10 protein-coding genes are annotated in these 15,597 nt (G+C 50.1%); 1 reads left to right on the top strand and 9 read right to left on the bottom strand.

The window, feature by feature from the left end:
- Nucleotides 1-59: 59 nt before the first annotated feature.
- From A596_RS02210 to A596_RS02170, 9 genes are all read right to left on the bottom strand, one after another.
- Nucleotides 60-1,592: a methyl-accepting chemotaxis protein gene (locus tag A596_RS02210; protein ID WP_039912386.1), complete on the bottom strand. Its 1,533-nt coding sequence runs from the start codon at nt 1,590-1,592 to the stop codon at nt 60-62.
- 82 nt (nt 1,593-1,674) lie between these two features.
- The gene (gene hldE / locus A596_RS02205; protein WP_326979650.1) at nt 1,675-3,114 is read right to left on the bottom strand and encodes a bifunctional D-glycero-beta-D-manno-heptose-7-phosphate kinase/D-glycero-beta-D-manno-heptose 1-phosphate adenylyltransferase HldE; all 1,440 of its coding nucleotides are present in this window, start codon (nt 3,112-3,114) and stop codon (nt 1,675-1,677) included.
- Between the two features lie 47 nt (nt 3,115-3,161).
- A complete protein-coding gene (msbA, locus tag A596_RS02200) occupies nt 3,162-4,955 on the bottom strand; it encodes a lipid A export permease/ATP-binding protein MsbA (protein WP_039912384.1) in 1,794 nt (597 codons plus the stop codon).
- 3 nt (nt 4,956-4,958) lie between these two features.
- Nucleotides 4,959-6,146, bottom strand: coding sequence for an O-antigen ligase family protein (locus A596_RS02195; protein WP_160280062.1), 1,188 nt, complete (start codon nt 6,144-6,146; stop codon nt 4,959-4,961).
- Between the two features lie 8 nt (nt 6,147-6,154).
- A complete protein-coding gene (rfaP, locus tag A596_RS21835; RefSeq protein ID WP_052417155.1) occupies nt 6,155-8,116 on the bottom strand; it encodes a lipopolysaccharide core heptose(I) kinase RfaP in 1,962 nt (653 codons plus the stop codon).
- A complete protein-coding gene (gene waaF / locus A596_RS02185; RefSeq protein WP_052417154.1) occupies nt 8,116-9,198 on the bottom strand; it encodes a lipopolysaccharide heptosyltransferase II in 1,083 nt (360 codons plus the stop codon). The genes rfaP and waaF overlap by 1 nt, the downstream gene beginning before the upstream one ends.
- Before the next feature lie 210 nt (nt 9,199-9,408).
- Complete coding sequence (locus A596_RS02180) at nt 9,409-10,338, bottom strand: branched-chain amino acid transaminase (RefSeq protein ID WP_039912382.1); 930 nt, start codon at nt 10,336-10,338, stop codon at nt 9,409-9,411.
- A 39-nt stretch (nt 10,339-10,377) separates the two neighbouring features.
- The gene (glnE, locus tag A596_RS02175; protein WP_039912381.1) at nt 10,378-13,344 is read right to left on the bottom strand and encodes a bifunctional [glutamate--ammonia ligase]-adenylyl-L-tyrosine phosphorylase/[glutamate--ammonia-ligase] adenylyltransferase; all 2,967 of its coding nucleotides are present in this window, start codon (nt 13,342-13,344) and stop codon (nt 10,378-10,380) included.
- Between the two features lie 292 nt (nt 13,345-13,636).
- Nucleotides 13,637-14,644, bottom strand: coding sequence for a glycoside hydrolase family 53 protein (locus tag A596_RS02170; RefSeq protein ID WP_039912380.1), 1,008 nt, complete (start codon nt 14,642-14,644; stop codon nt 13,637-13,639).
- Between the two features lie 187 nt (nt 14,645-14,831).
- Between A596_RS02170 and A596_RS02165 the strand changes: the two genes are divergently transcribed.
- The gene (locus A596_RS02165; protein WP_039912379.1) at nt 14,832-15,473 is read left to right on the top strand and encodes a DsbA family oxidoreductase; all 642 of its coding nucleotides are present in this window, start codon (nt 14,832-14,834) and stop codon (nt 15,471-15,473) included.
- Nucleotides 15,474-15,597: the final 124 nt, after the last annotated feature.

Here is a 15,597-nt window from a genome sequence, read left to right as displayed (position 1 = left end):
TATAAAAAAGCCCTGCAGAATAAAGCTGCAGGGCTTTTTTGTTGCACTGGCAATACGTATTAACGGAATTTGGTCAACGCATCCTGCAAATCATTAAATGCCGTGCTTAAATGCTCGATCATACGGGTGTTTTCCGCCACTATCTGCGCCGTTTCCCGGCTTGAATCATTCAACTGGCTAGTCTGGCGGGCAATAGATTCCGACGTTTGGGTTTGTTCTTCTGTCGCTTGCGCGATTTGCTGGCTGATGCGGTTAATCTCCAATACGGCGGCAGCGATACGTTCAAAAATCTGTTCCACCAATTGCGAATTGGCAACATTCTCCAACACCCTCGCCCGGCTTTCACTCATCGCTTCCACCGAATGGTTGGAGCCACTCACCAGGCGCGCCACCAGCACCCGGATATTTTCCGTTGACGTTTTGGTGCGCCCCGCCAAAGCGCGAACTTCATCCGCCACTACTGCAAACCCACGCCCCTGCTCACCCGCACGCGCCGCTTCAATCGCGGCATTGAGTGCGAGCAAATTGGTTTGCTCGGCAATCCCCTGGATCTCGGCAAGCGTACTTCCAATAGCCTCACAATCTTTGGCAAGGCTATCAATTGCAATCGCGGTATCACCCAGCACGGATGACAACGCCGCAATACCCTCGCGCGAATTCTTAACCGCTACTTTCCCTTCAGCCTGCGCAGTCGCCGTATCATCAGCTAACACAGCAGCACGCTGGATCTTGTCAGCCACCGCCACAAAAGACCGGTGCATATTATCCGTGGCAACACGAATAACCTCGGACGCATCATGGGATTTACCGGCGATCAAAACCAAATGGCGCGAGTTTCCAGCGAGGCCGCCAATGTTTGCATCAGCTTGCTCTTGCGCCGTCACCGCCGATTTAATTGCTCTGGCAATGTTATCCAACAACCAATTAAGGTGATCCAGAATCGCATTATTGTGCCCTTGCGCGCGAATCCCCAGGTCTACATGGCGCTCATCCACGATCATAGCTTCAGTCACAGCCACTAGCTCCTGGGCGACAACAAGAAGCCTGCTCGCCAGCCTTACCAACACCATCAATACCGCAGTTTCGATGACGACATAGAACGCGTGCATAGCCACAATACCCCAGGAATGCATGTGATCAGGGAATAAATAAATCGGTATACCCCCCTGCTGCATCATATGAATAACAACGTGTACAACGGCAGCTGCTCCCGCAGCCCACAGTAGAGGAGCCCAACTCAAATAGGTAAATAAAGCGGCGAGGAACACAAAATATCCGAAATGTGCTTCGATCATGCCGTGCAATTGGTGCACGTGCAGCGATACAAACAGCATGTAGACAACAGCGATGATGCACGGAGTTAATCCAGGCTGGTTGATAACCCGGATAGCAATCCAGTTGATTGCAGTAAAGAGCCCACCTACTACGATGGCCAACAACCAGGTGTCATAACGGGCCGCAAACAATAACGACATAACCCAGGCACCAAACGTCACCCGGAGCATGATTTGATCGATATAAAGATGATAGTTGATTACAAAATCAATCAGGCCATCGCGCTGTATGGCCTTGGGAGAGGAGTAATTGTTCACGTTCAGACCTTCGTATGGGGTTTCCCTGTACTACGAAGTCTAGACAACATTTTACTTACTGAATAATGGAAACACTGGCAATTTATTGGCGACGTATCTTATTAACAATGGATGTTGTCGAGCAGTTGTCGAAGAAACTAAGCACCTTCACCCTACCGCCATAGGCCTTCACGATATTGCCACCCACAACCTGGTCTTCACGGTAGTCACCACCTTTAACAAGCACATCGGGCTTGACCCGGCGCAGCAGGCGCTCGGGCGTATCCTCATCAAAAGACACGACCCAATCCACCGCTTCCAGTCCCGCCAATACTGCCATCCGACGATCCAGCGGATTGATGGGGCGGCCACTTCCTTTAAGGCGACGGATAGATGCATCTGAATTGACAGCCAGGATCAATCGGTCACCCTGTTTGCGCGCTTCTTCCAGATAACCAACATGGCCGGCATGGATGATATCGAAACAACCGTTGGTAAATACCAGGCGCTCGCCACTCGCACGCGCATCCTCGATTGCCAACAATAATTGTTCTTCAGTAACAACACCGCGCTGGGCGCCCTGCTCGGCAATAATCGCGCGGCGCAATTCCGGTGCATTAACCGCAGCGGTGCCCATTTTGCCAACTACAATACCAGCTGCAAGGTTTGCCAGCGCAGTAGCTTCAGGCATGGTTTGGCCAGCCGCAATAGCCGCAGCGACGGTTGCAATTACCGTATCCCCGGCGCCGGTTACGTCAAAGACTTCGCGACCACGAGCCGGCAAATGCAGTTCAGGCTGGTTCGGACGCAACAATGTCATCCCCTGCTCACCGCGAGTAATCAACAATGCTTGCAGCCCTAAATCCTGAATCAGGGCTTCACCCTTATTGACCAAATCCTGTTCGCTTGTGCACTTACCCACCACCGCTTCAAACTCATGGAAGTTAGGGGTGAGCATAGTAGCACCACGGTAGCGAAGGAAATCCTGCCCCTTGGGATCAACCAGTACCGGCACACCGGCTTCCCGGGCAAGGTGAATCAGGGCCTGACAATCGTGCAGGCTGCCCTTGGCGTAATCGGATAACACCAAAGCATCTGTGTGGTGAATCGCTGATCTGACTTTATTGATAAATTCTGCACTGTCGGAAAGATCAAACTTGTCTTCAAAGTCCATCCGCAGTAATTGTTGATGGCGACTAACCACGCGCAATTTGGTGATGGTCGGCTTGGTCAGGGAAATCTGGAAATCAACATGGATTTTTGCGGCTTTGAGGCGACTTTGCAAAATCTGGCCTGCCTCATCATTACCTACGACACCGATGAGCGAAACACTGGAGCCCAACGCCGCCATATTCAAGGCAACGTTTCCGGCACCACCCGGGCGATCTTCCGTCTGGCTAACTTTAACTACTGGCACTGGCGCTTCGGGTGATATGCGCGAACTCATGCCATGCCAGTAGCGGTCCAGCATGACATCACCCACCACCAAGATATGGGCCCGGTCAAAATTAGGCATAAATAGATGCATAGCTTTTACTCTCATTAAAATCCGTTAGAACCACGGGTCGTTGTGTGGTTATCCAGTTTCGGCTAGGTTGCCGGTACCTCTTGCAAGCCATCAGCATCATCGTGGAACTGCCGGGCATGCAGCCGGGAGTAAGCCCCCCTGGCAGCGAGCAGTTGCGCATGGGTTCCCTGTTCCACTATTTCACCATCCTCCAGCACGAGTATTCGATCTGCTTTTTCGATAGTTGATAAACGATGGGCAACAACAAACGTTGTACGCCCTTGCATTACTTGTTCCAACGCAGCCTGGATGTAATGCTCAGACTCATTATCCAGGGCGGAAGTTGCTTCATCTAAAATCAGGATCGGGGCATTTTTCAGAATTGCGCGGGCGATTGCCAAACGTTGGCGCTGCCCACCAGACAAGCGTGCACCCGACTCACCAATCAGTGTATTAAAACCGTCCGGTAATTGCTCGATAAATTCCGTAGCATAAGCTGCATCTGCGGCCTTGCGAATTTCATCCGGCGTTCGGGTGTGCAAACTGCCATAAGCAATATTGCCCGCAACCGTATCGTTAAACAAGGTGACCTGTTGGTTCACCAGTGCAATTTGCTCACGTAAGTTACGCAACTGATAATCGGTAATTGGAACATCATCGATAAGAATCTTACCACTGCTGGCATCGTGGAAACGATTTAACAAACTGACCAATGTTGACTTTCCGCTACCGGACTTGCCGACTAACGCAATCACCTCTCCCGCCTTTACCCGGAGATTAATCTTATTCAGTGCAAGCTCGGCCTGGCCTGGATAGGTAAAAACCACCTCGTTAAATTCGACTTCGCCATGCGCACGCTCAACCTGGTACTTGCCTTCATCTTTTTCGGTATCCGAATCCAGCAAGGTAAATACGCTGTCTGCGGCGGCAACACCTTTTAAAATTGTCGGGGCAACCTCACCCAGTTTACGCATGGCAGGAAGGATGCCCGCAACCGAAGTCATATATGCAACAAAACTTGCCGGATCTTTCAGCTCCATAAAACTCAGGGCAACAAAAATCAACAAGCCAATTGCACAAGCAATAATTAATTGGATCAGTGGCGTATTGGCTGCAGAAGTCACAACAATTTTCATATTTTGCTGCAGGTTTTTTTTACTCACGGATTCAAAACGCTGCTTCTCGTAATCTTCACCACCAAAGCTGCGCATTACTTTAAAACCGTTAATCATCTCACCGGTCACCTGGGTTAAATCCCCCACCGTGTTTTGCACTTTGTTACTCAGGCGACGCAAACGTTTTCCCACGATACCAACAATCCAGCCAATCACCGGCGCAATAACAATAAACACCAGCGTAAGCCGCCAATCGGTATAAAGCAGGTATCCAAACAACGCGATTACCGTTAGGCCTTCACGCAGGGAAATTTTCAATGCGTCAGTAGCGGCAGCGGTAACACCATTAATGTTGTACGTGATAATGGAAATTAAATTTCCCGAATTTTTTTCATCAAAGGTCGCATTGGGCAATTGCGTCATGTGATTAAAAACTTCTACACGCAAGCGATGAATAATGTTGAACGCGATGCGCGACATTAAATAAATACCGACGAAAGCCCCCACGCTCCGTAACAGTGTTGCACCGATGACTTGCAATGGCACAAGGTAACGATCGGTCGGGTCATTAGCAGCAACAACATTCACCAGGTTTTCCAAAATTTTTACAAATAAAACACTGGATGCAGCCAACAAGCCAAAACCTAAAATGCTCAACAAAAACCAGCCGGTGTATGGTTTTACATAACCCAGCAAACGTTTATATACCGACCAGGCTGACGCATCGCCTACATCAATATTTTTTTTCGATAGAGAACTCATAAATTATCCATTCAACCGGGTGCGAACTGGCAGCGTTTTACGCGGCATTAAACTGGCCGCGAGCAAGCCGGCAGGAATCCAATAGAGCAACCACTTCACATCAATTTCCCAAAATAAACTGCGCGAATCCACAAACAGGCAACCGCAGCCATAAATTAACCAGAGTGTTAGCGGCGCTAACTGCAAGTAGCGACGGGCCGACCACAGTAACAATCCAAGATGAATCATAGCCAAACTCGCACCGATTACGCCGGTGCGGTAAGCGATATCCAGCCAGGCATTGTGAGCATGATGATATTCACCAATGCTGGTCTGGATATCCGTCGCTTCGCTCATACCGGTGCCCCACAAAAACAGCGCAGGGTTTGCCTGCATTTGCTGGATTACATCCAGCCAGATTTGATCGCGAAACGAAGCACCGCGTCCCAACAACAATTGATCCAGGGGAAACACCAACGCGATTACCAACACCCCAAGCAAAGCCGCACAGACTTGCACCAGCAGGATTTTCCAGCCCGGGCGCAACCACAATAAACCGATGAACAACACCAGCACCAGCGACAACAACGGGCCGCGACTTTGGGATAAGCCTAGCGCAGCCAGCGCCGGAATACAGGCCAGCGACAAACCCAACGCACATTTAAAACAATCCGTTCGCCAGGACAACAAAATACCGATCAACACTACAGCACCATACACCTGCCCCACCAGGGTCGGTGCACGAGCAATAGTAATGCCCTCCATGCGCGCCGCTAACGGATGGCTCCAATAAAACACCGCAATATTCACTAACGCTGTCACAGCACCAATCAGTACGAACCAGCGCAAAAAAATATCCCAATCCATGGATTTTTTTTGCAACACCCAGGCTACACCCGCTAACCAAATTGCCAGTATCAACCATTGCAAAAATAAATAACCGACATCGCCACCCCAGAAGCCGGATAACAATGACCAACCCGCATAAGCAAGCGCAATGCCTGTGAACCAGCCACCATATTCTTGCAGATCAGGTTTGCGCCATGGCAACACCAATAACAGCGGAATAAAAACAGCGAGGGCGTAAATCCCCTCCAAACCATCGCGCGATGGCGCCCATAAAAATGCCGTGACAAAAACCCATAACCCGACATAAGCCCAGGCCAGCATTTTCTGTTCACGTTGCTCACGATTCACTAACATAAAATCCATAACATCCATTAAAGGTTTGGCTGATGGCCAAAATCGCGCTCATAGGTTTTACGCGCACGCTGTATTATTTTTTGCAATAGCGATGAATGTTCACCGAATATATTGCGTAAATCTGCGGCAAAATACACGGTCAAAAAGCGCAAATAATCGCGGCGACTAAATCCCAGGTTCAAACTGGAAAACAACAGTCCCCCGATATCTTTTACTCGCCAACGTTCAGGTACCCGGGCACGCAATTGGGCGCGATGTAAATCGACAAGCGTAATATCCGGTACGCCGGTAACAAGTGAAGCTTCGCGCAGCATAAAATGGCACAAATAAAAATCGCGATGGTTAATACCCGCTGCGTGCAATTCACGCGCAATCACCGCAACGCGCACAATCAGTTTGCGTTTAATAAGCGGAGCAACCTCGCGCTGTTCAAAAAAATGATCCAGCTGAATCACATCACGCAATTCACGTGTAACAATAAACGATTGCTGGCGCGCCGGATTTTTGCCGCGCACACCAAAAGCAACCGGAATCAAACCGGGAATGGCCAATGCGCGCATTTTATTCAAGGCATTCCACTCATTGCGCGCGCCCAATACCGGCAGCCGCAAGCGCACCAGGTTTTTAATAATTTCCATCCAGCCCACACCGCGATGCCATTTGCGGTAATACGCCTCACCGTTTACATCAAAACGTAAGGTTTGCCGATCCGGCATTTCACGCGCGACAGTGCCCGTCAATTGCTGGACATGATCAAACACGGGCTTTGCTTTCCATAAATCAATCAATTCATCACGCAATATCAGTGTTTCTTTTGGTGTGACGATTTTCCATTCATGATTTTTATTCCCGGATTTTTTTTGCTGGACAATTTTTTGCACAGCCGCAAGCGCATATTCAGCACGAGCAAAAAAAACAGTGTTGTTTTGTAAAGTATTTGCCCGCACGGCCCAGTGGCTTTTATCAACAGCCAACAGCCGTTGCAATTGCATGGCAATATCGGCAGGTGTTGCATTATGGGAAATCAATTCACCCAGCTGATGCTCGACAATAAAATGCGAATAACCGCAATGATCCGCCGCTAATACCGGGCAACCACACAACATCGCCTCCAAAATAACGTTGCCGGCCAACTCCTTGCGCGCCGGATGCAATAACGCATCGGCACCGTGTAATAAATTGCCAACAGGGCTGCGCGGCCCAAGAAAAAATACATTATCCGCAATGCCTAGCGCACGCGCCTGCTCACGGTATTTATCAGGGTTATCGTTACCAACAATTAACAGTGCAGTATCGCGCATGGCGTTATGCAGCGCGGCAAAACTATTGATACTGATATCCACACCCTTGGTATGAAACCCTGATCCCAGGCAGACAACCAGACGGGCATTAACCTCCAAATTTAATTCCTTGCGCAATGCGCGATAAGCAGTTTGCGGATCGGCACAAGCCACATGCTCGCGCACAATACCGGGAGGCAACAACTCAAAACGCTCGGGCCGGGTAGCATAAAAACGGGCAAATTGTTTTTGCTCGCTCGCGACCAGAGATAAAATGTGCGTATCACTTTGTTCATTAAATACTGCAGACTCATAGTGCAAATACAAGCGCGAGCGCGGCATTAATCGATATAGCCAATTGCGCTCACAAAACGCTTTATAAGCAAAACAGGTATCGCCGGCGAAATAGGCATCTAACCCCGGCATTTTGTTAAAACCGATTAATGCATCAAATTCCGCACGGGGAAATTGTTGCTCAAATCGTTCAACAAAATATTTCACACCCGCCACATTGAGCAAACCGCGAGCCGGAATTTCCACGACGGCAATCGATGGCGGTTTTTCGCCTTGCCAGCGTTCACAAAATACAGTGATCGAATGTCCTTGCTGCTGAAAAAATTGTGCCAGCGCCAGCATGTCGCGCTGCAATCCGCCGAACGGAAAATAACGAAAGATGACAAAAGCGAGCCGCATCTGCATCAATTAGCCACAGGATGCAAAGGTTGGGGAATAAGTGCATCCAATGCATCGAGCACTTGTTGCGGCATGAGGTCACGCAAACATTTGTGATGCACCTTTGGACACTCGCGCTCAAAACAGGGAGCGCATTCAATTTTTTTGCTGATGATCGTAACTCGCTCAGCTAAAGGTGGTGTGTGCTCGGGCGAGGTGGAGCCGTAAATAACCGCCAATGGTTTTTGCAATGCTGCGGCCACATGCATTAAGCCGGAATCATTACTCAATACCGCATCGGCACAATCCATTAAATCGATTGCTTCACCAAGATTGGTGCTGCCAGCGAGGTTAAAGCAATGCTCACGCTCGTCATCCAATAATAATTTACGAATTGCGTCAGTCACTTCGCGATCTTTTGCAGATCCCATTAGCCACACCTGCCAACCTGCGCGAATTTTTTCATCGGCCACTTCAGCAAAATAATGTTCGGGCCAACGTTTGGCCGGGCCATATTCAGCACCGGGACAAATTATTAACAGCGGGCGGTTCATCTGCAATGCAAATTTTGTTAACAATTGTGGACGCTGGTTTTTATCAACCGTTAACCGCGGATAAGGAAATTCCGTTAACGGAGCACTATTTCCAGGCAATGCCAATGCAGCGTAGCGTTGTACCATGAGTGGAAAACATTTTTTATCCAGCACACGAATATCATTGAGCAAACCATAACGCATTTCACCGCGCCAGCCGGTGCGCAACGGAATATTTGCAAAGAAGGGAATAAATGCAGATTTAAATGAATTAGGTAATAAGATCGCTTGATCGTAGTGATGCGCCGCTAACTCTTTTCCTTGCGCGCGCCGCTCGGCAAAGGCAAGGCTGCCATGGCCGATCGGCATATCAATCGCTTGATGGATTTCCGGCATGCGAATTAATAATTGCCGCGTCCAGCCTGAAGCCAATACATCGATTTGAACATGAGGGTTTCGCTGTTTCAATAATTGAAACAAGGTGTGCGCCATCATCATATCGCCAATCCACGCAGGCCCAACCACCAGAATTTTCCGGATTGTTTTTAACGTTGCGGGAAATTGAATTTCTGCCATAGATGATGATCAGTGCGATAAAGATAAATAGTTCACTTTCAGAAACTGACAGATTATTTTCAAGACTGCCGGAGACGTGGATGTCAACGACAAACCTACAGGGATGTATTCGCGGCGCGTCTTGAAAATAGATCTGGCGGGCTTGGAAAGTGAATCATACTGAAACAATAACGGAGCCAGTTGGCTCCGTTATGTGACTGTCATTAACAGTTACCTGGCAACCGGTGCTAACCAGTCGGTGTGCCCGGGCAATTCACCGCGCACAGATTTGAAATACAAATCCTGCAAGCGCGTAGTAATTGGACCACGGCGACCTTCACCAATTTGACGGCCATCAAGCTCGCGAATCGGCAATACTTCAGCGGCAGTGCCGGTAAAGAATGCTTCATCTGCAACATAAACTTCGTCACGGGTAATACGCTTTTCCTTGATGGTATAACCGCAATCGGCAGCCAAATGGAAAATTGTGTTACGAGTGATACCATCCAGGCAGGAAGTCAGTTCCGGCGTGTAGATGATGCCATCGCGTACCAGGAAGAAGTTCTCGCCGCTGCCTTCTGCTACATAACCTTCGTTATCGAGCAACAACGCTTCTTCACACCCACTGTCCAGTGCTTCTTGCAACGCCAGCAGTGAGTTGATGTAGTGACCGTTAGCTTTCGCTTTACACATGGAGATGTTCACGTGGTGGCGGGTGTAACTTGAGGTGCGGATGCGGATACCGAGGTCGCGCGCTTCCGGTGACATATAGGAAGGCCAGTGCCAGGCAGCAACCATTACATGCACCTTCAGGTTATCGGCGCGCAGGCCCATACCTTCAGAGCCGTAAAACGCCATCGGGCGCAGGTAGGCTTCGGCCAAGCCATTCTCACGGATAACTTGCTTGTGCGCTTCGTTAACCACATCTTTGGTATACGGCATTTTCATACGCATGATGTGGGCAGAGCGGAATAGACGATCAGTGTGTTCTTGCAAACGGAAAATACTGGTACCCAACGAATCGCTTTTGTAGGCGCGAACGCCTTCAAAAACGCCCATACCGTAATGCAGGGTATGGGTTAAAACGTGAACCTTGGCATCGCGCCACGGAATGAGTTCACCATCGAGCCATATGACGCCGTCGCGATCGGCAAAAGACATAGCTAACTCCAAATTCTTTATCAAAAAAAGTCTGTGTAATCAGGGGTGACCGATCAAGCGATCCCAAATCGCCGTGACCTGCGCACGTTCTTCAGTAAAGTGATTGTCACCTTCCAGCACTGCCTCCTGTCGCTGTAGCGCAAGGCTGTGCCCGGTGGATCGGTATGCTTTGTAAGCGGCGATCAGGTGGGCCACGGAAGCGGCATCGAGTAGGCCTGCCTCCTCCAGTGATCCGAGTATGCGAATGTTGTCCGTGTACCGGATGACGCCGGGCGATTTGGACGCCCAAGCCAAAGCCGCGTATTGAACCATAAATTCAATATCCACGATACCACCGGCATCCTGTTTCAAATTAAATAGGGGAGTGTTTTTACTCTTTGATTTTGCCTCGCTCCCCAGTTGTTCGCGCATTTTACGGCGCATATCAGCCACATCCTTGCGCAGTTGATCCGGATCGCGCTCGCGGCTGAGAATGCGCTGGCGCACAGCCTCAAACTGCTCGCCCAACGCTGCACTGCCCGCAACCACCCTGGCCCGCACCAGAGCCTGGTGCTCCCAGGTCCAGGCCTCGTTGGCCTGGTATTTTTCAAAGGCGACCAGCGAAGACACAAGCATCCCCGAATTCCCCGAGGGACGCAGGCGCATATCCACTTCGTAAAGCTTGCCGGTAGGGGTGTTGGTGTTAAGGATATGGATGATCCTCTGGCCCAGGCGGGTGTAGAAGGTCAGGTTATCGATACTGCGCTCACCATCGGTCGATAAGGTGGAATCACTGTTATGGATAAATACCAAATCCAGATCCGAGCCGTGACTCAGTTCGATCCCGCCCAATTTGCCGTAACCGACGATGACAAAATCCGCTGCGGTATCCACCGAACCATCCGCGCGGCGCGGGCGACCATGGCGCTCGACCATATGCTCCCAGGACAATTGCAACACATGTTCCAGTACCACTTCGGCGATATAAGTCAGGTAGTCACTTACTTTCATCAACGGTAAAGCGCCGGTGACCTCACTCGCGGCCACGCGTAAGCCGTGGGCAAGGCGGAAATAGCGCAAGGCTTCCATATGGCCTTCGAGATCATCCCAGGTCAGGCGCAGCACATCGCGGCGCAGTTCATCGCGTAACAGGGATTTATCCGGCGGCGCATACAGGCTTTCCGGCGTCAGCAATTCATCGAGCAGCGCCGGGTATTGGGTAAGCAGGTCTGCAATCCAGGGGCTGGCAGCACAAAGGCGTATCAACTGGTGCAAGGCTGTGGGATTTTCGACCAGCAACACCAAATATGCTGTACGACGGGCGACTGCTTCGATGAAAGGTGCAATCCTGGCGAAGGTTTCCGCAATAGTTAGTGGTAACTTACCTCGTCCCGCTTCAACAAATAACATGTGTAGTAGACGCGGCACAAAGCTATCCAGGCGGGTGCGTCCGCTGGCTTGCATGGAAAGAATCGCGCGACTAACGCGCAAATCGGCAAGGTTTTTCACCAATCCCGCAGCGCAATCCACATCGCGCATTTCCAGTGCCTGAACGGCATCCTCCCCCTGTAAGCTGCCCTCCCACAGACTGAGGCAAAACGTGAGGGCTTTTTGGTCGATGGACTCCTCCTCATCCGGTGCCGCAATCACCGCTTTAAACTCCGCATTCACCCGTTGGCGATAGCTACTTAGTGTGGCAAAAAAACCGGCCCAATCCTCAAACCCCATCACCCACGCCAAACGCTGCTGGCCCAGCGGATCGACCGGCAAGGCCTGGGTCTGTTTATCCTGGAAGCCCTGGATCGCATGCTCGGTATTGCGCAGGAAAATATACGCTTCCAGCAGCGCCGCTCCGGTTCCCGGTGGCAAGTAGTTCTCCTGTTCCAGCAATGGCAGCAACACCGGCACTTTGCGTTTGCGCAACAACGCATCGCGCCCGCCGCGAATTAACTGGAATACCTGCACCACAAATTCCACTTCACGGATGCCGCCCTCACCCAGTTTCACATCCAGGTTCATGCCTTTGCGTTGCACTTGCCGCGCGATCAAACCTTTCATTTCGCGCAGGGATTCGATCGCACTGAAATCGATATATTGGCGATAGGTAAACGGCTGCAACATTTTGCGTAAGGTTTTGCGCGCTTGTACCTGGTTTTCACCACCTGCCATCGCCACCGTGCGCGCCTTGATCATGGCGTAGCGCTCCCACTCGCGCCCCTGGGTTTGGTAGTAATCCTCCATCCCCACAAAACTCATTGCCAGCGCGCCACTTTCGCCATGCGGGCGCAAACGCATATCCACACGAAATACAAAACCATCCACCGTTACCGCATCCAGGCTTTTAATCACGCGCTGGCCAAGCTTGATAAAAAACTCCTGGTTGCTCACCGCACGCGATGCGTGATTGGTTTCACCACCCTCGGGAAAGGTAAAAATCAGGTCGATGTCGGAAGAAATATTCAATTCCCCCGCGCCCAATTTGCCCATTCCCAGCACCATAAACGGTTGCGCAGTAGCCGATTCGCGCCCGATCGGCGTGCCGTATATTTTTTCCAGCGCGCGATAGTGATATTCCGCTGTAAGTTGAATCGACTTATCGGCAAAACGAGACAACTCCGCTGTCACTTCGCTCATAGTGGCGAGGCGATTTAGGTCGCGCCAGATTATCCGGACCATTGCTTTATTGCGTTCGCGACGCAGACGCGCATCGACATCGGCATCGCTGGTCCCGGCATTAATAACTGCCGCAAATGTATCCAGGTCTGCATCCACTTGTGCGCGAAAGAGCACGCCGGAGTCAATTAACTCCAATAACAACGCCGGCTTTTGGGCCGCCGTTTTGGCAATAAATTCGCTTCCCACAAATGCGCGGGTCAACTGCGCAGAAAATTCATCAAGGCTGACAGAAGCCGGTAACAAGTCGCGTGGATGCGCCAGGTTTTGATTCTGCACCGAGGTTTCAAATTGCTCCCAAAAACGCTCGGCCGGAGCCTGTAACGCAGCAGGAATTCCGCTGAAATTCAACATAGATAAATAACTCGTCGGGATTCTGGAAATTGATTCGTTAATTGATGGGAATACTAGCAGCAATTAGACCCGCAATACCGCCAGATGATCGAAACTAAATCCGCGTATTGAGTGACCACCGGTTTGGAAAACACATTAATGACCACAGCACTGACGATAGTTAACCCTATACCGGCAAGCGCGGGGAAATCGAGCGTTTAACGCCCACCTTAAAAACAAAAGCCGCACAGAAGTTATCTGTGCGGCTTTTGTTGTGCGCGATAATTTATTTCGTCTCACGTTATTACGATCACTATTTAAACGCATCCCACACAGCAGTTGCCTTGCCGTTATTATCCATAGCGCCGAGAGTGTAACCCTTCCAACCCGGACGCGCTTCCGGCTCCCAGTAGAAAATCGCTGCGCCTTTGCCACCATTGACTTGCCCCACTTTGGTGATCATATCTTTAACAATCGTTTGTGCTTGTGAATGATCCCAGGGCACACCGATTTCGGAAATCATTACCGGCACACCGTAGCGGTTCACCATATCGTTCAAATTATTGAGGCACGCGATGTTGGCGTTTTGCCAGGTATAACCGGATGCGTTAGTGGGATAAGAAGATGCGCCGATAATATCGAACCTGGCACCGTTGTTTTTGAGCCCATCAAATATCCAGCGGAAGTTGGCGTTATCGTGGCAATTTGCCAAATGCACCACCACTTTTGCGCTGGAATAAATACTCTTCGTCGCGTTGTAACCGGTGTTGGTTAACCATGCATAATTTTGCATGCTGGTTGATGCTTTGCCGTCATTCCACAACATGCCATTATTGGTTTCATTACCAACTTGCACCCAATCGACGGTCACGCCCGCATCTTTAATGGCTTGCAATGTGTAGCGGGTTGAATTCCAAACGGCATCCATCAACTGCTGGAAGCTGTAACTGTTCCATGCAGCAGGTTTGGTTTGTTTACCAGGATCAGCCCAGCTATCACTGTAGTGGAAGTCGATCATCAACTTCATGCCCGCTGCTTTTACGCGTTTGGCTTTAGCAACCACATCCTGGGTCCCGCTATACCAACCATCGGCCGGATTAACCCACACGCGCAAACGCACGGCAGTCATGCCCTGTTCTTTCATAATCGCCAGAATGTCTTTTTTCACGCCGCTGCGGTTGTAATAGCTATAGCCATTGGCTTCGATTTCAGAGGTCCAGCTGATATCCGCCCCTTTGACGGGCGCTGCCGAACTGCCACTGGCAGCCGCGAACAACAAGGAGCCTATGCAGGCAGACAGGAGATGCTTAACTGGTTTCATAGTGGTATCCGTTTATTGTTATTGAATCACTCACTCGCCCAGGCAATGCCTGCGGCGGCCCATCTGGAGACTACCAACTCCAGAAATCAATTTATAATATAAATATTAATTTAAGACAAGTTAATCCTGATTACCGGTTGCGGTCTATAATTCCGGTTCGCCATTGCAGCCCATACAGGAATCATCCATGTTACGTATCGACTTTGTTTCAGATGTTAATTGCCCCTGGTGCGCATTGGGGTTAACCGCCCTGGATGCGGCAATTGCCCGTCTGGGCACAGATATAACCATTGCAGTACATTGCCAACCCTTTGAGCTCAACCCGCAATTACCTGTGGACGGTATAAAGCTGGTGGATTACCTGCAGAAAAAATACGGGATGAGCACGGAGCAAATTGCCCAAACGCATAACACTATCCATGCACGTGGCGCAGAGCTTGGCTTTGAATTTGCGCAACGGGAATTTATCTGGAACAGCTTCAATAGCCAACGCCTGTTATATTGGATTGAACAAGAATATTCCGCAGAAAAACAACTCGAATTCAAACGAGCTTTAGTTCACGCGTATCAGGGAGAGGGGCGCAACATCAACGACACAACTGTATTGCTCGATCTTGTGAACTCATTAGCGCTGGATAAAACTCGTGCGCAAAATATTCTCGCCAGCGACGAATTCACCACTGAAGTACGGGCAAAGCAGCAGCAATGGATTAATGCCGGTATCAACGCAGTGCCCAGTGTGATTATCAACAACCAGCATTTGGTGCAAGGTGCGCAATCACCGGAAACCTATGAGCAAATTTTTCGCGAATTGGCTGCTGCCGGCTAATTCCTGATAATTATTTTTACAGTGCATTTTTATTCCAGTCATTACTTTTACCAGAAAAATAAATTGGGCGGGAAAATCCTGTAAAGCCGAACCACATCACAATAGATCCACATTCTACGTCTCA

This window comes from Cellvibrio mixtus subsp. mixtus J3-8, from assembly GCF_000766945.1.
GTDB classification, from domain to species: Bacteria; Pseudomonadota; Gammaproteobacteria; order Pseudomonadales; family Cellvibrionaceae; genus Cellvibrio; species Cellvibrio mixtus_A.
This window is presented reverse-complemented; position numbering and strand designations above follow the sequence as displayed.